10 protein-coding genes are annotated in these 19,517 nt (G+C 67.0%); 7 read left to right on the forward strand and 3 right to left on the reverse strand.

The window, feature by feature from the left end; all coding sequences use genetic code 11:
- On the reverse strand, positions 1-1,653 hold a 1,653-nt coding region (locus tag FBR05_10580; GenBank protein ID MDL1872637.1), incomplete at its 3' end, for a hypothetical protein.
- A gap of 179 nt (positions 1,654-1,832) precedes the next feature.
- Between FBR05_10580 and FBR05_10585 the strand changes: the two genes are divergently transcribed.
- The 6 genes from FBR05_10585 to FBR05_10610 are packed head-to-tail and all read left to right on the forward strand — an operon-like array spanning position 1,833 to position 8,379.
- Positions 1,833-3,446, forward strand: coding sequence for a peptide-binding protein (locus FBR05_10585; GenBank protein ID MDL1872638.1), 1,614 nt, complete (start codon positions 1,833-1,835; stop codon positions 3,444-3,446).
- 1 nt (position 3,447) lies between these two features.
- The gene (locus FBR05_10590) at positions 3,448-4,566 is read left to right on the forward strand and encodes an ABC transporter permease (protein ID MDL1872639.1); all 1,119 of its coding nucleotides are present in this window, start codon (positions 3,448-3,450) and stop codon (positions 4,564-4,566) included.
- Complete coding sequence (locus tag FBR05_10595) at positions 4,563-5,621, forward strand: ABC transporter permease (protein MDL1872640.1); 1,059 nt, start codon at positions 4,563-4,565, stop codon at positions 5,619-5,621. Before FBR05_10590 ends, FBR05_10595 begins: the two co-directional genes overlap by 4 nt.
- 1 nt (position 5,622) lies before the next feature.
- Positions 5,623-6,756, forward strand: a complete 1,134-nt coding sequence (locus tag FBR05_10600) for an ABC transporter ATP-binding protein (protein ID MDL1872641.1) — start codon at positions 5,623-5,625, stop codon at positions 6,754-6,756.
- Between the two features lies 1 nt (position 6,757).
- A complete protein-coding gene (locus tag FBR05_10605) occupies positions 6,758-7,765 on the forward strand; it encodes a dipeptide ABC transporter ATP-binding protein (GenBank protein MDL1872642.1) in 1,008 nt (335 codons plus the stop codon).
- Positions 7,766-7,797: 32 nt separating this feature from the next.
- Positions 7,798-8,379: a hypothetical protein gene (locus FBR05_10610; protein MDL1872643.1), complete on the forward strand. Its 582-nt coding sequence runs from the start codon at positions 7,798-7,800 to the stop codon at positions 8,377-8,379.
- Between the two features lie 71 nt (positions 8,380-8,450).
- On the opposite strand, the gene FBR05_10615 is transcribed toward FBR05_10610, so the two are convergent.
- Together FBR05_10615 and FBR05_10620 are read right to left on the reverse strand one after the other, a co-directional pair.
- Positions 8,451-10,196 (reverse strand): hypothetical protein, encoded by a 1,746-nt coding sequence (locus tag FBR05_10615; protein ID MDL1872644.1) that lies wholly within the window; start codon positions 10,194-10,196, stop codon positions 8,451-8,453.
- A 199-nt stretch (positions 10,197-10,395) separates the two neighbouring features.
- Entirely contained in the window at positions 10,396-13,074 is a 2,679-nt protein-coding gene (locus FBR05_10620) for a hypothetical protein (protein MDL1872645.1), read from the reverse strand.
- Between the two features lie 280 nt (positions 13,075-13,354).
- Here FBR05_10620 and FBR05_10625 point away from each other — a divergent pair.
- On the forward strand, positions 13,355-19,517 hold a 6,163-nt coding region (locus tag FBR05_10625; GenBank protein MDL1872646.1), incomplete at its 3' end, for an aldehyde dehydrogenase family protein.

Below are 19,517 nucleotides of genomic sequence, written 5' to 3' on the forward strand. Positions count from 1 at the left end.
CGTCCCCGTCCAGGCGGTTTTTCCGTCGGAGTCCTGTCGTTGGATCTCCAGGCGAAGCTTGGGTCGCAGGGCCAAGGGCCCGAACTTAAGTTGCCTCGCGTCGCCCTCCAAGCGGAGCTTGGAGTCCGCCTTGCCCCAATACAAATCCACCCCCTCCGCCGTGAAGCCCGCGGCGGCGCCCGGCAGGGCCACGGAGAGGTCGCCTCCCAGCATCACCTCCCAATCCTCCGCACGCGGGCTTAAGCCCTCGGCGCCCTCCGCGAAGGGCCCGCTCCACACCGCATGGAGGTTTTTCACCTCGAAGCGCCGCCCGTCGAGCTCGGCGACGACCCCGCCCGCCAACTCCCCCGAAACCCGCAGCGGATCCGGTCTCGCAGCCGCGTCGTAATCGATCTCGAGGTTGCCCGAGAGAGCCCCCGTCCAAAGCGGGCCTTCGGCGGCGAACTGCAAGGCGCGATCGGTGAGGCTTTTCAGCCGGATCTCTTCCAATTGCAGTTTAGCCCCCTCGATCTTCAGATCGGAGGCGGCCGCGTCGTAGCGCAACCGGATTCCGCCCTTAAGACGCAGGGAGGCGCCCAGCGCGGCCTCCGGGCCGGGGGGCAAGCCGGGGAGCTCGATCTCAAGATCGCGAAAGTCCACATGGGCCTCGCCGCCCCTTTTCAGCATGAGTGTCAAACCGCCCCGCAGCCGGACGCTTGGCTCCCCGAATAAAGCGGGAATCTGGACTCGCGCTTCCAAATGTTTCAAGACGATCTCGGTCTCCCCCGACTCCGGCCGGAAATCGACGCGCAGGTCCGCGCGGCCCTCGGGGATGCGGATCCCCTCCGGCAGCGGCAGGGCGCTCAAGTCGAGGCGGGGCCAGTCGACGTGCGAACCCTCTTTGATCCCCGAGAGATCGAAGCTCCGCCATCGGGCCTCCTCGATATTTTTTCGCAGCAGGGGGAGGTCCAGAAAAAATTCCAGCCCCGCCATCAAGGGATGGCAGCTGCCGCCGGGCGTGCCGGGGGGATCGTCCACCCAGATGTCCGAGGGGACGGTGATTTTGAGCGTCGCCTCGGCCAAGGCCCCCAGCAAGTCGGCGCCGGGCCCCGCCGAGGACCCCGGGGCCGCATCGAGCAGCTTGCGGAAGCGGAGCAGCGGCACCGCCTCCGCACGGCCTTCGGGAAACAGCACCCCGAGCGGGCTTTGCAGGACGGGAGCGGTGATGTCCTCGGACTTCGGAAGCGAACAGGGACAGGCGTCGAGGATGAGACGCCCCGCGGAATCGGCTTCGACTCCGCAAAAATCGAACAGGCCGCCCAGCGCGACGAAGCCGCCCAAGCCGATCGGACCGGAGGCGGCTAGCTTCCCATCGCGGCTGCTGAACTTCGCGCAGAGCCCCGCCCCCTCCAGAATTTTCAGGTCCGGAGAGTCCTCGATCGGCAAGGTGGTCTGATGGAATTTCAGGAGGAGTTGAAAGTCGGCCCGGCGAAAGAGGTCCGCGCCGCGATTCCAGGCCGCGTCGACGTCGAAGCGGCCGAGTGAGGGTAGGACCCGCTCCCGAAAATTATTCCGGATCGCTTGCTGCGCGGAATCGTCGCAACGGATCGCCGCCGGCGGAGCGGCGGCGAGATCCGGTCCCGGAACGACGGACTGCACTCGAGGTGCCGACATGTGTGCCCCTTATGATCGCGTGTCGTCTCCCGCCCGGCCTTGTTGCGGGCTTCTTATGGCGCAGCGCGTAACGCGGCTCCGGGGCGATGCCAAAAACCATTGACATATCGAGCATTTAGACTCACTCTTGCGGGCGGCACCGGCAAAGCCGCCGCGAGGCCCAGAGAGGGAAGGAAGCCGTGGAGCGCTTGGGAAGCACATTTCGGGACAATGCCGGCCGTCGCCTGCGCCTCGCCTTCGCCTTAGGCCTCGCCCTCGCGGGACTGAGCGCCTGCGAGGTCCAGGCCCCCAAGGACCCCTACTCCCTGATCTACCACCTGGGCAGCGAGCCCGACACGCTCAACCGCATCACCGCGACCGACGCTTACGAGGGCCGCATCAACGGATTTGTCTTCGACAGCCTGATCGAGCGCGACAACGCGACGCTCGAGTTCAAGCCCAAGATGGCGAAGAGCTGGGAGGTGAGCGACGACCAGCTCACCTACACCTTCCATCTGCGCGACGACATCAAGTGGCACGACGGCAAACCCTTCACTGCCGACGACGTCCTATACACCTTCCAGAAGATCATGGACGAGAAGGTCGACGCGCCCCACATGCGGGTCTATTACAAAGACGTCAAAAACGTCGAGAAGCTCGACGACTACACGGTGCGCTTCACCTACGCCCTTCCCTACTTCAAGGCGCTGGAGTTCGTCGGCGGGATCCCGATCATCCCCAAGCACGTCTTCGACGACGGAAAAGACTTCAACAGCCACCCCGCGGGCCGCGCGCCGATCGGCAACGGGCCCTACAAGTTCGTCAAGTGGGACACGGGCTCGCAGATCGTCCTGGAGCGCGACGAAAACTACTGGGACAAAGCGAAGTTCCCCGACATCCGGCGCATCGTCTTCCGCATCATCCCCGACGACATCGTCGCCTTCCAGCGCCTGAAGAAGGGCGACCTCGACATGGACTCGCTCAACCCCAAGCAGTGGGTGAAGCAATCCAACACCCCGGCCTTCGAGAAGCTCTTCGCCAAACACGAGTACTACACACCCGCCTACCGCTACGTCGGCTGGAACCTGCGCCGTCCCTACTTTCAGGACCGCAAGGTCCGCGAGGCCCTGGCCCGGCTGATCAACCGCGAGGGCATTTTGAAAAACCTCGAGTACGGCCTGGGCAAGCTGACGACGGGGCCCTTTTGGATCTTCGGCTACGAATACGACAAGAGCCTGCCGCAGATCCCCTTCGACCCGGCAGGGGCGAAAAAACTGTTGGACGAGTCCGGTTGGATCGATCACGATGGGGACGGAATCCGCGACAAGGACGGGGTGAAATTCAGCTTCAAGTTTCTCCTGCCCTCCGGCGCGGAGTTTTACCAAAACCTGGCCACCATCATGAAGAAAGACTTCGCCGAGGCCGGCATCGAGGTCGAGATCCAGACGATGGAGTGGGCGGTCTTCGTGCAAAACCTCAACAGCCGCAACTTCGACGCGGTCTCGCTGGCCTGGTCCTTCGGCCTGGACCAGGACCCCTACCAGGTTTGGCATTCCTCGCAGGCGGAAAAGGGCTCCAACTTCGTCGGCTTCCAAAACGGCGAGGCCGACAAGATCATGGAGGAGGCGCGCCAGACCTTCGACAAAGAGAAGCGCCGCGAGCTCTACCACCGACTGCACCGCATCATCTACGAGGAACAGCCTTACGCCTTCCTCTACAGCGGCCCCGCCCTGGTCGCGCGCAGCCGCCGCTTCGAAAACGTGAAGGTCTATCCGATGGGCTTGGACATCCTCGAATGGAGGGTCGGCAAATAGGATGAGCGCCTACCTGCTCAAGCGAATCCTCACGATGATCCCGACCCTGCTCGGGATCATGCTGATCACCTTCTTCATCGTGCGCCTGGCGCCCGGCAACCCCGCGACGCTCAAGCTGCAGGCCGCGCAGGGCCTGAAAGAGACGGCCGTCTCCCAGGAAGTCACCGACCAGATGCTCAAGCTCTACGGCCTCAAGGTCGACCTGCCCGCGGGCTACGAGGCCTTCATCGCCAGGGTCACGGATGCGATTTACGGCTCCGACCCCAAGGACAAACCCCACGCCTCGCGCCGCGCCCTGGAGTGGCTGGGGCAGAACGGGATCCAATTCCAGATTTGGCTGGGCAACGTGCTCAAACTCAACTTCGGCACCTCCTTCAAGGACCACCGGCCGGTCTTGGACAAGATCAAGGAGGCCCTGCCCATCACGTTGACGCTCAACCTGATCGAGTTCTTCCTCGCCTACTTGGTCTCGATCCCGCTGGGCGTCTACGCGGCGCTGCGCCGCGAGTCCTTTTTGGACAAGGGCGTCATGGTGCTGCTCTTCGTGCTCTATTCGCTGCCCACCTTCTGGGTGGCCTATCTCCTGCTGATGTACTTCGCGAGCGGCGACCACCTGAACTGGTTCCCGATGGGCGGCTTGCACTCCGAAGGCGTCGAGAACTACCCCTTCTTCATGAAGCTGGGCAACTACGCCTGGCACCTGGTCCTGCCGGTGGTGACGATGGTCTATGGCAGCTTCGCCTTCATCACCCGCTTCTCGCGCACGACGATGCTCGAGGTGGTCAAGCAGGACTACGTCCGCACCGCCTGGGCCAAGGGCCTGCCGAAGCGGAAGGTGATCTGGAAACACGCCTTCCGCAACTCGCTGATCCCGCAGATCACCCTGCTGGGCACCCTGCTGCCGGCGCTGCTCGGCGGTTCGGTCATCATCGAGCAGATCTTCTCGATCCCCGGCATGGGCAAGCTGGCCTTCGAGGCGATCGGCTCGCGCGACTACCCGACGATCATGGCGATCACGACGATTTCGGCGTTTTTGACCCTGCTCAGCCTCTTGCTGAGCGACATCGCCTACGCGATCGCGGACCCGCGGATTAGCTTCGAGGAGAAACAAGCGGCATGAGCCTCGAGATTCCACAACGCAAGCCCGACAAGCCGCCCCCGGAGCCGCCGCCCCCGCCGCGCTATTGGGGCCTGGTGTGGCGCCAGTTCAAGCGCCGCAAGCTCAGCGTGATCGGCCTTTGGGTGATCGCGTTCTTGGCCTCGGTCGCCGTCTTGGCGCCGGTCTTGGCCAACGGCGTGCCGGTCTACGTGAAATACCAGGACAAGGTCTACCTCCCCATCCTGAACAAGCTCTGGCCGGTGAAATACCTCAATCTCTACCCCGAGCTGCACGGCGTCGACTTCAAGGAGTGGAAGGCCAAGGGCGCCGAGTTCCGCTACACGCCGGTGCCCTACTCGCCGGACGACTACAACCTCGAGGAGATCCTCGAGCCCCCCAGCCGCTACCACTGGCTGGGCACCGACCAGCAGGGCCGCGACGTGTTGAGCCGCCTGATCCACGGTAGCCGGATCTCGCTCTCGGTCGGCCTGGTCGCGGTGGGACTCTACACCCTGATCGGAATTTTCCTGGGCTCGATCGCGGGCTATTTCGGCGGGCGCTGGGACATGCTGATCTCGCGCCTAATCGAAATCATGATCTGCTTCCCGACCTTCTTCCTGATCCTCGCCCTGGTGGCGGTCCTGGGCCAGGACCTGTTTTATATCATGCTGGTCATCGGCCTGACCGGCTGGACCGGGATCGCGCGGCTCACCCGCGGCGAATTCTTGAAGCTGCGCAACCAGGACTTCGTCACCGCCTGCTTAAGCCAGGGCATGCCGACGCGCCGGATCTTGGGCCGGCACCTCCTGCCCAACGCGATGGCGCCAGTGCTGGTGAGCGCCAGCTTCGGAATCGCCTCGGCCATCCTGATCGAGAGCTCGCTGTCCTTTTTGGGCTTCGGCGTCCGTCCGCCGACCCCCAGCTGGGGCGAGCTGCTCTCCCAGGCGAAGAGCGTCATCGACGTGGCCTGGTGGCTGACCACCTTCCCGGGCTTGGCGATTTTTCTCACGATTACGGCCTTTAATTTGGTAGGAGAGGGCTTGCGGGACGCCGTCGACCCGAAGTTGAAGACGTAATATGCCCAAGATTCTCGAAGTCAAAAACCTCCGCGTCACCTTCCCCGTCCACGGGAGGCCCCTGCCCGCCGTCGACGGGATCAGCTTTCATTTAAATCAGGGGAAGGTCCTGGGCATCGTCGGCGAGTCGGGCTGCGGGAAGACCGTCTCCGCCCTCTCCCTGCTCCGCCTGATCGAGAGCCCCGGCCGCATCGCCGAGGGCCAGGCCCTCTATCACGGGGAAATCGAGGGCGTCACGCCCCCGCCCGTCGCGCCCGGGCCCAAACGCCCCGACCCGCCCGAGGGCCACGACGAGCCCGAGGCGACGCCGGTCAACGAGATCCTGCTCGAGTCCCTGCGCCGCGAGCCCACCGCCGAGGTGGTGGCCGAAAAGATCCCGGAGAGCGGCGGCATCGACCTCTTCAAGCTGAGCGACGAGCAGATGCGCCGGGTGCGCGGCAACAACATCGCGATGATCTTCCAAGAGCCGATGACCTCGCTCAACCCCGTCTTCACGGTGGGCGACCAGATCGCCGAGGCGGTCCAACTGCACCAGAAGGTCGGAAAGAAAGAGGCCCTCGAGATCTCCGTCGAGATGCTGCGCAAGGTCCGCATCCCCGACCCGGGGAAGCGCATCCGCGACTACCCCCACCAGCTGAGCGGCGGCATGCGCCAGCGCGTGATGATCGCGATGGCGCTGTCCTGCAAGCCCGACATCCTGATCGCCGACGAGCCCACCACTGCGCTGGACGTCACCATCCAGGCCCAGATCCTCGAGCTGATGCAGGAGCTGATCGACGACATGCACATGTCGGTGATCCTGATCACCCACGACCTGGGCGTGGTGGCCGAGGTCTGCGACGACGTCCTGGTCATGTACGCGGGGATGATCGTCGAGCGGGCGCCGGCCAAGCGGCTCTTCGCCAAGCCGAAGCACCCCTATACGATCGGGCTGCTCGAATCGATCCCCAAGCTCTTCGACGACCGGGGCGGCCCGCTGCACACGATCAAGGGCAGCGTCCCCGACATCTCCAAGCTGCCGCCGGGCTGCCGCTTTGCCGCCCGCTGCCCGCGGGCGGTGGACGCCTGCGTCTCCCGGATGCCGCCCAACAAATACGTCGGCGCGGGGCAAGAGGTCCGGTGTTTGAATTATTGATATGCTGCTAGAAGCCAAAAACATCGTCAAAAAATTCCCGCTTAAGGGCGGCTTTCTGGGCCGCACGGTCGGCCACGTCCACGCCCTGAACGACGTCTCGCTCTCCATCGCGGCCGGCCAGACCGTCGGCCTGGTGGGCGAGTCCGGCTGCGGTAAGACGACGCTGGCCCGCCTCCTCATGCGCCTGCTCGAACCCACCTCGGGCAAGGTGGTCTTCGACGGCCGGGAGCTCACCGGCCTCAAGGAGAAGAAGCTCCGCCCGCTGCGCAAGCGCTTCCAGATGATCTTCCAGGACCCCTTCTCCTCGCTCAACCCCCGCATGACGGTGGGGCAGATCCTCACGGAGCCCCTGGTCGTGCACAAGGTCGGCCGCGCCGAGCAGCGGCGCGAGCAGGTGGTCGGGATGCTCCAGAAGGTGGGCTTAAGCCCCGAGGCCTACGCGAAATACCCCCACGAGTTCTCCGGCGGCCAGCGTCAGCGCGTCGGCATCGCCCGAGCCCTGATGCTCTACCCGCAGCTGGTGGTGGCCGACGAGCCCGTCAGCGCCTTGGACGTCAGCGTCCAGGCACAGATCATCAATTTGATGCAGCAGCTGCAACAGGAGATGAAGCTGACCTACCTTTTCATCGCCCACGACCTGAAGGTGGTCCGGCATTTAAGTCAGAAGATCGTCGTCATGTACCTGGGCCACATCGTCGAGGAGATTCCCGGCGCCGATCTCGCCCGGGCGAGGCATCCCTACACCCATGCCCTGCTTTCGGCGGTCCCCATCCCCGACCCGACCCTGAGGCGCAAAAAAATCGTGCTCAGCGGCGACGTCCCCTCCCCCATCGACCCGCCCTCGGGCTGCGTTTTCCGCACCCGCTGCCCCTACGCCCAGGAGCTTTGCGCCCAAAAGGTCCCCCTTTTGGAGGAACTCAAGCCCGAGCACCGGGTGGCCTGCCACCTGGTCCGGGAGGTGAAACCCTTCGCCGAGCTCGACAACTCTTCCTCGGCGACAAGCCCTTGACAAATCGAGAGAAATGGCAAAATTTGGGCCCCATGCAAACATTCGTCCGCCACTTGCCCCAAGTCTTGTGCCTGATCCTGCTCACCGCCTGCTTCGGCGCCAAGGAAAGCAAGAATCCCAACAACAGCGGAAGCCGCGTCGAGCTGCATGCCCAGGGCATCACCATCGACGCCAAGTACAACGCCGACTTGGACAACCTGATCCCAGGCTACAAGATCGTCACCGTCGGCCTCACCAACAACGGCGTCGACATCCTCAAGCTGAACCCCCTGCGCGACCGCTGGGAGGTTGTGGACGCCGCGGGGCGGAAGGTCAAGGCCTACAACAGCCTGCGCATCAAGGACCCGCACACCTTCAGCCGCCTACCCTCGCGCATGAAAGAATTGATCGAATACCCCGTGGCGGTGCCACTGGGTTACTCCGAGACCCTCGATCTCTTTTTTCCCAACCACGTCGACCTGACCGGCTTCCGCTCGATCAGCTTCTACAGCGCCGAGCGCAAGCAGGACTACGACATGCTCGCGATCGACCCCTCCCGCGAGACGCCCATCACCGGCATCGCCGTCCAAGACACCGAGCCGGACCCGCGCTGGGCGCCGAAGAAGAAGAAATAGACCCAAAAATAAAAAACCCCCGCAAGGTCCTACCTCCGCGGGGGCTTTATTTGCTGTAATATTTGAGACGCTTAGTTGATCGGCGCCTTGCTGTAGCCGCTGGGACGCGCCGTCAGGATCGAGCTGTCGATGAACAGCGAGGGCAGCTCGGTGCCGTTGGCCGGCGCCGATTGCGTGATCCGGTAGACGTTGCCGACCGCGAACTGGCTGGCGCCGGGGGTCAGGGTGACCGCGCGGGCCTCGCCGGTGTCGGTGATGACGTAGGCGAAGGAGCCGTCCGGGCGGGCCACGATGTTCGCGACGTCGCCGTGGTCGGTGTTGAAGTCGTTGTCGTCGTCCAGGACGTTGACGAAGCGGACGCGGTTCTCGACGTAGTTGCGGTCGAGGTTGACGACCGCGATGCGGCCCGAGCCGTCGGCGCTGCCGACAAGGGCGTGCGGGACGCCGCCGATGTTGGTGATCGTCACCTGGCTCGAGCTGTTCACGACGAAGTCGGGAGCGCCCGGGGTGTTGGAGTCGATCAGGTCGATGGTGTTGGAGACCGGCTCATCCGGGTGCGCCGGATCGGCGTTGAAGGCCGCTCCGAAATCGGTGGTCAGCACGCGGATGCTGCTGCGGTTGGTGCCGTCGTCGGAACCCTGGATCACCGCCGCGATGCGGCCGTCGCCGACGTCGCCGATCGCCGTCGGATGGAAGGCGCCGTCGATCAGGTAGGCGTTGGTCTGCGTGTTGGTGCCGAAGATCACGTTGCCAGGCTGCACGCCGGCCACGGGGGCCGGGCTGAGCGAACCGTTGGGCGCGATGTTGTAGCGGTGGATCGTCGCCGGGGCGTTGGTGATGCGGGCATCGCTCGGGTTGAGCGCGCGGTTCTCGCTGAGCACGAAGAGCTGGCTGCCGACGCGCACCATCGAGACGGGGCCGTTCGGGCGGATGCTCGTGACGGTCTCGTGGGTCTCGAGGCTGATCGGCAGGATGTCGCCGGCCAGGTTGATCTGCATGCGGTCGAACAGGACGGGGGTGGCCGCGCCGGGGTTACTCTCGCTCCACGCGAAGACGCCGCTGTTGCCGAACAGGGCGCTGTTGCCCTGGAGCTGCGGCTGGGTGTTGCGCGGGGCGAAGCCGGTGTACATCATGCCGCCGGTGCCGGTGGCGCTGGTGGTCGTGAAGACCGGACGGGCGGAATCGTTATTCAGGGTGATCGGGAGCTGGAGGGCCGTCGCGGTGCCGCCGGCCGAGGTGCTGAGGCGCTCGATCAGGCCGACGCCGGTCTCGCTGCCGTTGAGGCCGTTGTGGCCGCAGGTCATCAAGGCGTTGCCGGAGCTGGTCGAGGGATCCAGGTCCAGGGGACGCGGGCAGACACCCGTGCCGAAGGCGGTGTTGATGCCGCTGCCCAGGCCGCCGTCTTCGCCGCCGGGGATCATCGGGGGATTCTCCGAATCGCCGGGATCGCCGGTGTCGCCGCCCGCGCCGCCGTCCTCGTTGAGGGGGGCGTGGTTGGCGCAGCCGGTCGCGCTGAACAGGCTAAGCGCGCCGAGCAGGCTGCTGGCGACGGGATTGGAATGGCTGCTCGAGGCGCCGCCGCTGGAGAAGCCGGCGTCGCCGAGGATGCGGGCGCGGCTGCGTTCTAAAACTTGTTGGGCATAGCGGGCATGGATCCGATCCGAACGGGAGGAGGTCGACGCGAGGAAGGAAGAGGCGTCGGTGTAGCCGTCCACGCTCGAGAACAATTGCTCCGGTTGATCCGCGCGGCAAACCAGTTCTTCCGGGGGCGGGGCTTCGCAAACAAGGCCGTTGTGACGGGGTTGGATCGGAGTCATCTTGGAATTCCTCCCAATTAAATCGCTCTACGGGACCGAATGCAGGGGTCCCTTTATATGTTGGTTACGGGGCTAATAATGCATGCCACGCCTCAGTATCGGGGCGCCTTTCCTAAAGTTGCGTCCAAGATGCGAACAGCCGGCGAAGCCCTCAATTCCCTTGGAGATTTTGCACAAAATTCCGTCAAATCGCGCCTCTTCACCGCGGTTGACGGGGCAACTCCAGACGCAGCGTCGGAGGCGTCCCGGCATCGCCGTCTTGGGTCGGATTCAGCAGGATGGGCACCGCCGCCTCGGCCGGGGCCCCGGCATCGCCGTCGGCGTTCCGAGGGGTCGCCGACCGGCCGCCGGTAACGCGGGCGCCGCCCCGATTTCCCCGGGTAAGGGGGCCGGAGGCCTCCGCCGCACGCGGCGACGAGGGCAGCCCCACCGTGTATTCCCGGTCCAGGATCAAGGGGAAGCGGTTGCGCCGCGCGAAACGGGTGAAGAGCTGGCTCGCGATCGCGTAGCGGGGAATGCCCTGGTCGACCAGCCAGCCCGCGCCGCGCAGGACGTAGCCCATGCCGCGCAGGCCGGTCGCCGCCACGGCCCCCGCCGTGCCGCTCTCGGCTAAGCCCTGCAGCGGGGCGGTCAGGATGCGATGGACGTTTTGGGCCCGAGACAGGGCGTTGCGCGCGGCGGTGAGCTCGGCCTCGGTGGTCGCGGCCGTCAATTGGGCCTCGGCGGCGGCCACGCGCCGCTCGGCGCCGCGGATCATCCAACGACCGAACCAGCCCGGGGAATTCAGGGAAAGCGATTCGGAAGCGGCCGCCTGCACCACCGCGGTGCTGCGCACGCCGGCGAACTCGCTCAAGCCTACCATCAGCTCGCGCCGGCCGGCCGCGGTCAGCAGGCCGCGGAAGCCGCGGAAGACCACCCCGCCGCCATAGAGGCTGGCCCCGATAAAGACCGCGTCGCTCGGCGCGGTGGCGACGGCCTCGTCCGGAAAATTGCGGAACCAGTCCACCGGCCACAGCCCCAGCTCGCCGTTGCCGCCGCGGGTGACGTTGCCCTGGTCGTCCGTGATGTCGTAGCCCATGCTGTCCTGGAAGGCGACCCTCGCCTCGCGGCGGATCTCCGGGTTGGTCGACTCGCGGCGCAGGGCGTGGAGGATGGCGCGGGCGAAGGCCAGGTTGGGCACGGCGTGGATCACCGAGGTCACGCCCTCGCCGCGGTAACCGCCGCGCAGGTCGTTGGCCAAGGCGAGCCATTGGCGCGCCTGCCGGTCGGCGTCGCCCTCGCGGCGGAGGTTCCAGAGCCGCGTCGCTTGGAAGAAGGGCCCGTCCAGCATCGCCGAGGTCGCGGGCTGGGTGCGGCGCAGGTACTCCATCGCGTTGGGGATGCTCACCTGCGCCTCGGCGCCGGCGCGCCGGGACAGCCAGGTCTGGAAGTTCGGAATGGCGGAAAAGGCCGAGGGCGCGTCCGGGTGCTCGATCAAGCGCCGCAGCTCAGCCAGGGCGTTGTCGCGGCGGGTCGCCGCTATTTCCGTGAAGCCTTGGCGCACCTCCACGTAGGTGTCTCCACCGGTGGTCAGACCGCCCAGCGTGACGATGTTCGATGCGACCCGGGGAATGAAATCCCAGGCCTCCATGGTGTCGACCAGCTGCCGATCGCGCTCGGTGAAGCCGTCGCGCATCCGTCCCAGGTCTTCCAGCACCAGGCGGTTCATCTCGCGGATAAAGGGGTCGCCGCCGCGGGCCCGCGTGGCGTCCGCGGCGGGGGTCTCCGGCCGCTGCGCGGTCACCAGGACGCGCAGCTCATTCATGACTTCGGCGGGATTGGGCGGGGTCCCGCCGGTATTGCGGTAAAGGTGGCGCAGGCTGCGCGCCAGCTCGGGCACGGTCAGGATGCCGTCCTCGCCCGACTCGTCCCGAAACAACTGGAGGCGCGGGTCCAGGGAGAAGATCTCCGGGCGCCCGTCGATCAAGGGGCGCAGCGAAACCCCCAAGTCGGTCCTCTCGGGGTGCGCCAGCAACCGCTGCCCCTGGATGCGTCCCAAGTCCTGCTGGGCCGAGTCGGCGGCGTAGCGCAGCTCGGCCATCATCAGCTCGGGCGACTCGCGGCGCTCGCCTTCCTGCGCGGGAATCCGGGCCAAGGCCGCTTGGAGGTTCTCGAAGCTCAGGCGCCAATCGCCGCTCCGGTTCGCCGGATCGATGCCGGCGACGTTGAGCAGGCTGAGCACCGTCATGTAGAAGCGGGTCTGGACGTCCTCGGCGGAGACCTCCTCGCCGCGCGCCGCCCGCCGCGCCAGCCCTGCGATGGCCTGCCAGTCTCCGTCCTCCAGGGATTTCAAAAAATTGAGGTCGATGGCCGCGCGCTGCGCCGCCACCGTCTCGGGCAAGAGGATCTCCGTCCCCTCCCGCTCCATGGCCCTCAGGTCGCGGGCCATATCCTCCACCTGGTGGAAAAAGCGGTCTCCATTGAGCTGCTCGAGGGCCGAGGCGGCCGCTTCGATCTGGCGGATGGCCTCGTTCAACTCCGGGAGGCTCAGGTTGCTGCGGTCGTTGTCCTGCTCGGCGGCGGCCCGGATCAGGTTCAGGACCGGCTCCGGGGCGTTGGCGCGGCGCAGGGTCTCTTGGGCGGCCTGGAGGGTGCCGACCAGGGCGTCCCGGCGGCTGGTCAGGAAGCTCAGGCGCTGCCGCATCGCCCGGGCCTCGTCGTGCTGGCGCTCGATGAAACGACGGGCCTCGACATCGGTCAGGACCTGGTCCTCCTCGTTGGCTTGGCCGTCGCCGTCGGCGGCGCTCAGGATGTTGCGGACCACGCCTTGGACATCGGGTCTTTCTTGAAGATAGCTGGATAAGAGTCGGGAAAGAATGGAGATATTGACTTCGGACACAGGCGGGCTCCTCAAAAAAGACGTTGAGGTGCCCCCGTGCTTAGGTAACAGATCGGTTACTCGAGGGATTTGTTGTGGGCAAACCACTTAAAATCCTTAAAAATATGCCTTTTTTTCGCTCGCGCGACCTGGGTAAAATTCCCTGGCGGATGCGAAGGCGCAAAAATCGTCCTTCAATAATAAAAAGGCTCAACATCTTTCCCTCATTCCGCCGATATATAGGGATATCGTCCAAAGTCTTCGCGACTTTATGGGGGCACGATGAAGCCGAGCTTTGTCTATGACCTCCATCTCCTCCGGTTCCGGGCCGGTCACGGGTCCCCTCGGGGAAGTGACGGGCACCTCCACCTCTGCGACGGCCGCCGACCGTCCCGCTGAAGCCGCCCCTGTCGCCGCTCGAGACGGCGCCGGCGACGCGGCCGCCTTGGCCCGCACCGAGGCCGCGCGCACCGAGGCCCCTGGCAGCGGGATGACCGAGGGCCCCCGCCTCGAACTGCAACAGTGGGCGAGCCGCCTGAGCGACTTAAGCCGTGAGCTCGAGACACTGCCTCCCGGCTCGGCCGAGGCCAATGCCCGCCTGGCCGAGATCCGGCAACACCTCACCCGCCTCGCCGCCCTGCAATCCCGAGTGGAAGAAGGCCTGCGCAGCGGACCCGCCGCCCTAGCCCAAGATTATCTCTTACTGCTGAGCAGCTCGCGCAACGCCCTCGCCTTCCTCAACGCCCACCGCTCCGATCCCGGCAGCGAGGCCTTCGCGGCCGAGGCAACCCTGATCGGCGGCTTACAGAGCCGTCGCGACCGCTCGCTCGCCTCCTTGCGCACCCTGGCCGCCGAGCGCCTGCTGCCCAGCCTCAGCGTCGCTGCGGACGCCGAACCCAGCGAGCAACAGGTCAGCGACTACCGCCTCCTGCTGCGCATCAACGGCGTCCTGGGCGAGGCCGAGCTCGAGACGGTGCGCCTGTCCCGGGATTTGACGACGGCCTATGCCGCGCACACGCACCCCGACACCGTCGCGGCCGGCGGCGAACTGCCCGACTACCTGCGCTCCAGCTTCTTCCGCGAATTGGATCCGAATCCCCCGCGCACCGGCGAGGCGCCCGCGGCGCACTCCCCCGACGCGGAGTTCCCGGAAGGCCACCCGATGCGCGACCTCTACCGCACGCTCTGGGAGCACCGCGGCGAGGCCTTCTCCGAGTCCGACGCCAACCGCCTCATCCAGCAGCTCCAGAGTCTGCGCGGCGAGCTGACCGAGGGCGGGCGATACGCCAACTTCGTCTCCGGCAGCAATCGGGGAAATCTGACCGCCAGCCTCGAAACTCTGGAAAGGCTCCTGCGCAACGACCCGCGCCGCGTTACCGAGGAGGACGTGCTCCATATGGAGCGACCCCTGCATCTTCTCGGCACCCTGGAATACCAGGCCCAGTTGCAAAGCTCGGCAGGCACGACCACGCGTGGGCGCATCGGCCTCTACTGGCGGCTGTATGAGGAATACCGCCGGCTGGGCAACGGCGAGGCCGCGCGGGGCTGCCTCTATAATATTTACCAGACCTCGCAGATGAACCTGCTGCCGGAGAACCGCACCAACGGCTTAAGCGAGGCCGACCGGCAGGCGATCTTGGTGCGTTTCCTCGAGGCCTACGTCGGCACCGGGCGCCTCGACGTCAACTTCGCCTCGATGATGAATTCCCTGGGCCGCGAGATCCGGCACCTCTGGGAGCACGGCACCGAGGAGAGCCGTTTCACCGCCCTAAGCCTATGGACGCGCTACAACGGCCTCCACCGCTGGATCGAAGCCAATTACACCGAAGGCACGATGAACTTTCTGCTCTTGGAGCCGCCGCACCGCCTACTCGGGACGACCGCGGAGGCGCTGCCCGCCCTGCTCCAAGACATGGAAAACCGCGCCCGCGCCTCCGACGACCCCAACGCCGGCGCCGCGCGCCTGAGCATGGTTGCTCAGGCCTACGCCTCCGGCGGCGACATGGAGACCTGTGCGGCCATCCTGCGCGGCGTCGAGGGCAGCATCGCCGCCCACCCGGCCAACGAGGGCAACCCCTTCGCCTCGCGCGCCCTGATCCTGGGCGCCTTCTCCGGCGCGGGCATGAGCGACCTATTGGGCGACTACGTCGACGGCTGGATCGCCGCGGACCGGGCGGCGCTTCGCGAGGCGCGGCCGCGCGACCGGGCGCACCTGCTTTCCGAGACGCTGCAGGACTGGGCCTCGTTGATGTCCGGACTGTCCGAGATCGGCCGGCCCGAGATGGCCTCGCGGGTCTTCGCCGCCCTGGACGCCGAGATGGCCCCGCTCACTCCCGAGAGCCGCGCCCGCGTCTACCGCGAGATCCTGCCTCACATGCACGGGGCCCAGCGCGAGGAGATCCTCAACCGGGTTCGCGACCTGATCGGCTCGGACGCCGAGCGCAGCGAACCGCTCTCCGTCGATGCCCGCGTCCAGCTCAACGCGATCCTGGGCGAATTTTCCGCGGACCCCTTCGAGATTCAGGGCGCCTTCACCGCGCTCACTTCGATCGTCCGCCACGAACGCCCTTCGCCCGAGATGCTGGTCGAGATCCACCGCTACCGCCTGGCCCTGCGTAACCACATCCACGACCTCGTCCGCGCCCACCCGGACCGCTTGGTCGAGGGCAGCGACATCCGCGAGATGTGGCTCTGGGTCGACGGCTACGGCGGGCGCGACGGCGGCAGCAACGCCATCGTCGACGAGCTGACCGAGGCGCGGCGCGCCCTGCTGAACCGCTTGAGCGGCGCCGCCGGTCCGGGCGAGCGCCGCCGCATCCTGACCCTCCTGGGCGACAGCTTCCGCGAGGGCATGCGGATGCGCCTGCACGGCAACGACTACGGCCTGCAGGCCTTCGTCGACCAGCACCTCGAGATGATCCGTGCCCTGCGACCCGCGGAACGGCCCTCGGTCTTTGCCGAGTCCCTCCAGTTCCTCAATCAGATGGAAGTCGACCGCATGCGCGCCCGCGGCCGCGAGGTCGACAGCTTCCGCAACGTCTATTACGACACGATGACGGCGGCGCTACCCTCGCTGATCGCCGACATCCCCGCCGGCCCCGAGCGGCGAAGCGCGATTTTACAGTTCACCCGCGCCCTCTCCCAGGCCCGCGAAGCGGAAGAACGCCGCTTGCGCACGGCCGAGCGCGCCTTGGTCGCGGTCCGGGCCACCACCGCCTACCACTGGGCGATGGAGCACGGCTTTGAAAGCACTTTCCTCTGCCGCAATGAGATCGAAACCGTCGACGCGCTGCGACCCACGGTGGAATCCATGCGCCGCATGGAGACCAGCCTCTGGAACCAATTCGCCGAGGGCGAGTCCATCCCCGAGGCGCGCCGGGTCTACGAGGGCTTCGCGCGCGCGATGAGCCTCACCGTCGAGGGACGCAGCGGCGAGGCCCGCGCCGCGATGACGGCCTATTACTCCGACCCCGAGGTCCAGGCCTTCCTGCGCTCCGACCCGGCCGGCGACGCGCACCGCGCCGAGGCCCAGGCCCAGATCCAGCAGCTGCTGGACGTCTCCGCGACCATCTTGAACGGCGAGGCGGGGGCGCGCTTCGACCGCACGCTGCGCATCGTCCGGGGCCTCGCCCGCATCCGCCTGCACACCCTGCGGGCCGAAGGCGAGGAATACCCCTACGACATCGGCACCATCGACCGCATGACGATGGAGCTGCCGCGCTTTTTGGCGACCCTGCCGCCCGACCGCATGCCGCAGACCTTCGAGGCGGCCCTGCAGCTCTTCGGCGCCGCGAACGAGGGCAACGCCCGTTTAGTGAGCGAATACAACGGCGCGATCAACCGCATCCCGGTCCAGCGCGTGGGCGAGGACGGCGCCGGCCGCACCGGCTCGGTCTGGGGCCTGATCCGGGCGATGGAACACATCGGCGACCCCGGCGGCGCCGAGCGCGCCTTCGCGGCCCTGCAGCTGGTGGTCGCCGACGACACCGATTGGGACCTACTCAGCATGGAAGGCCGGGGCGACTTAGGTCCCGCCCTGCAGGATTTTTGCGACATCATCCTCGAGGAGGGCACAAACGTCTCCCCCGACCTGCGCCAGCGCGTCGCCGACTACCGCGCGCGCATCCCGGAAGAAGAGGAATGGGGGCATTTCCTGCGCCAGACCTTCAACTGGCAGCTCGCCGTCGACATCGGCCTGATGGCCCTCTCCGGCGGCATCGGCGGCATGGCGCGCGCCGCGGTCTCCCGCATCGTCATCGGCCTGGCCGAGCGCGCCGCCCTGCGCATGGTCTCGACCACGGCGATCCGCATGACCATGATGGCCGGGCGCGGCATCGCCTACGTCGGCGGCCACGTCGCCTCCGGCGTCACCTTCAATCTGATCCACGCCTCCACCTCGGCCCTGATTCTCAACCGGCCGATGGACAATCCCTTCGCCTCCGGCCTGCGGATGAGCGCCGACAGCATGATCAACGACCCGATCTCGATGATGCTGTTCAGCTCGATCCCCGGCCCCAGCAGCATGGTCGGCCGCTTCCTCTACCGCCAGGTGGCGACGGCGATCACCTTCCAGATCTCGCAAAACATCCGCTACCACGCCGAGCGCGGCGCCCGCGATCTGCTGGACAGCGACTTCCACCGCGCCGTCGAGCGCCGCGAGCACATGCGCGCCATGTGGGAGGCGACGGGCGACCGTTATTATCTGGAAAGGTTCGAGACGGCCGAGCGCAGCGTCACCGAGATCATCGGCCACGAACCGGACAACTCGGTGCGAGGCATCATGCTCAACATCGGCATGAACATCGGCCAAGCCGGCGCCGACCACGTCATGGGCACGCACCACTGGGCGGGACATTTCGGCTTGGAAGAAGCCCCGCGCGCCGCGGCGGAGCGCCCCGGCGCGCCGCGCAGCGAGGCCGAGCGAACCGCGCGCCGCGAACACCACGTTTCCCTGGCCGACGCCCTGGCGAACGCCCGCTCCGAGCGTCTCGGCAGCGGCCGCGAGGCGGCCGGCGGCCCCTACCGCGGCGGCGCCGAGGAAGGCCCCGCGCGCGAAGCGGCCGCCCGCCGCGCGGGTGAGGAACGGGCCTTCTTCCGTGAGCTGGTCGACCTCGACGCCTATGAGCATTACTCCCCCGAGAGCCTGGACGCGATCGTCGACCACGTCGCCCGCCGCTTCGACCCCCACGGCGAGCCGCCGGCCCTCAACGAGGCCTCTCGCCGCTTTATCCGGTTCTTCCTCACCCATGTAAACCCCGAGCACGCCAACCGGGTCGGACCCGAGGGCCTCGCCACCTTGATCGAGGCGGCGATGGGCCGGCCGGTGATTCCCGAGCGGCCCGCGGAGCGGAGCACGGAGCGACCGGCCGACGATGGCACTCGCCTCGACCTCAGCGGCGTACGAAGATTGGACTTAGAAGGCGGCCGCCGGATTCTTCGAGACCCGCGCATCGACGAAAGGATTCGCGACCGGGAAAGCTCCCCGGAAACGGAGTTGGGCCTGAGGATGATGGCCGACGAAGCCACCGCCGAGGCCATGGCCCACCTCGACGACCTGCTACGCGGCGCCGATCCCGAGACCCTGCGCACCGCCGAAGGCCGGGAGAGATTTTTACGCGGATACCGCGAGGCCCGCGAGCATCTCGAGGCCAACCCCGACGCCTTGGGCGGACTTCGCCCGCACGAGGCGCTGGCGGCATTGATAGGCCGCGAAGGCGGCGAAGACCTCCCCAGCGCCGCGCGCCGGCTCGTGGCCGGCGAGATCCGCCTGCGCCCCCGCAGCGCGGCGGAGCACGGATTATTGCCTCCGGGCGTCCACGCCGATTCGCCGCTGCGGCGCCTGGTCGCCGAGGAGCTGACCGCCCGGCATCAGGAGACCGCGCTGCGCGAGGCCGCCCGCGCGGTCGAGCACGCCCGTCGCGAGGTCCGCGAACTGACCGCCCTGCTCGGCGCCCGCGAGGGCGACCCGCGCTTCGCTCCCCTGGAATCCCAGACCCGCGACATCCGCGTCCGCCTCGAGGCCGCGCAGCGCCGCGTCGCCGAGGTCCGCGAGCGAATCCGCGAGTTGCGCCGCGCCGAGCGCGAGCTCTCCCGCCGCGGCCTCGATCCCGAACGCCGCCGCGAGCTGAGCGCCGAGGCCAACCGCCTGCCGTTCGGGCTTGCAAGCTATGCGTTCACGCGCTCGATCAGGACCGCGCACGAACTGGCACAGCGCCTGGAGGTGGGCATGCTCTGGATCAACCAGCCGGCGCTGCCATCGGCCGAGATGCCGTTTGGCGGCGTCAAGGATTCCGGCTACGGCACCGAGGGCGGGCCGGAGGCGCTCGGCCGACTGATCGCGCCGCCGCTGTTCCCGATCACCCTCGATCGCTGGCCGATGCCGGTCGAGGTCGTCCCCTACGGCGGTCCCGAGCTCGAGGTCGGACCGTTCCGCCTGCGCGTCCGGGCGCAGCGCCGCCAGCCGC

Source organism: Deltaproteobacteria bacterium PRO3 (assembly GCA_030263375.1).
Classification (GTDB): Bacteria; UBA10199; UBA10199; order DSSB01; family DSSB01; genus DSSB01.

Excerpts from the sequence above, each read along its gene's own strand:
- FBR05_10615 (MDL1872644.1), bottom strand. The coding sequence starts at position 10,196 with ATGACTCCGATCCAACCCCGTCACAACGGCCTTGTTTGCGAAGCCCCG.
- FBR05_10600 (MDL1872641.1), top strand. The coding sequence starts at position 5,623 with ATGCCCAAGATTCTCGAAGTCAAAAACCTCCGCGTCACCTTCCCCGTC.
- FBR05_10595 (MDL1872640.1), top strand. The coding sequence starts at position 4,563 with ATGAGCCTCGAGATTCCACAACGCAAGCCCGACAAGCCGCCCCCGGAG.
- FBR05_10610 (MDL1872643.1), top strand. The coding sequence starts at position 7,798 with ATGCAAACATTCGTCCGCCACTTGCCCCAAGTCTTGTGCCTGATCCTG.
- FBR05_10590 (MDL1872639.1), top strand. The coding sequence starts at position 3,448 with ATGAGCGCCTACCTGCTCAAGCGAATCCTCACGATGATCCCGACCCTG.
- FBR05_10605 (MDL1872642.1), top strand. The coding sequence starts at position 6,758 with ATGCTGCTAGAAGCCAAAAACATCGTCAAAAAATTCCCGCTTAAGGGC.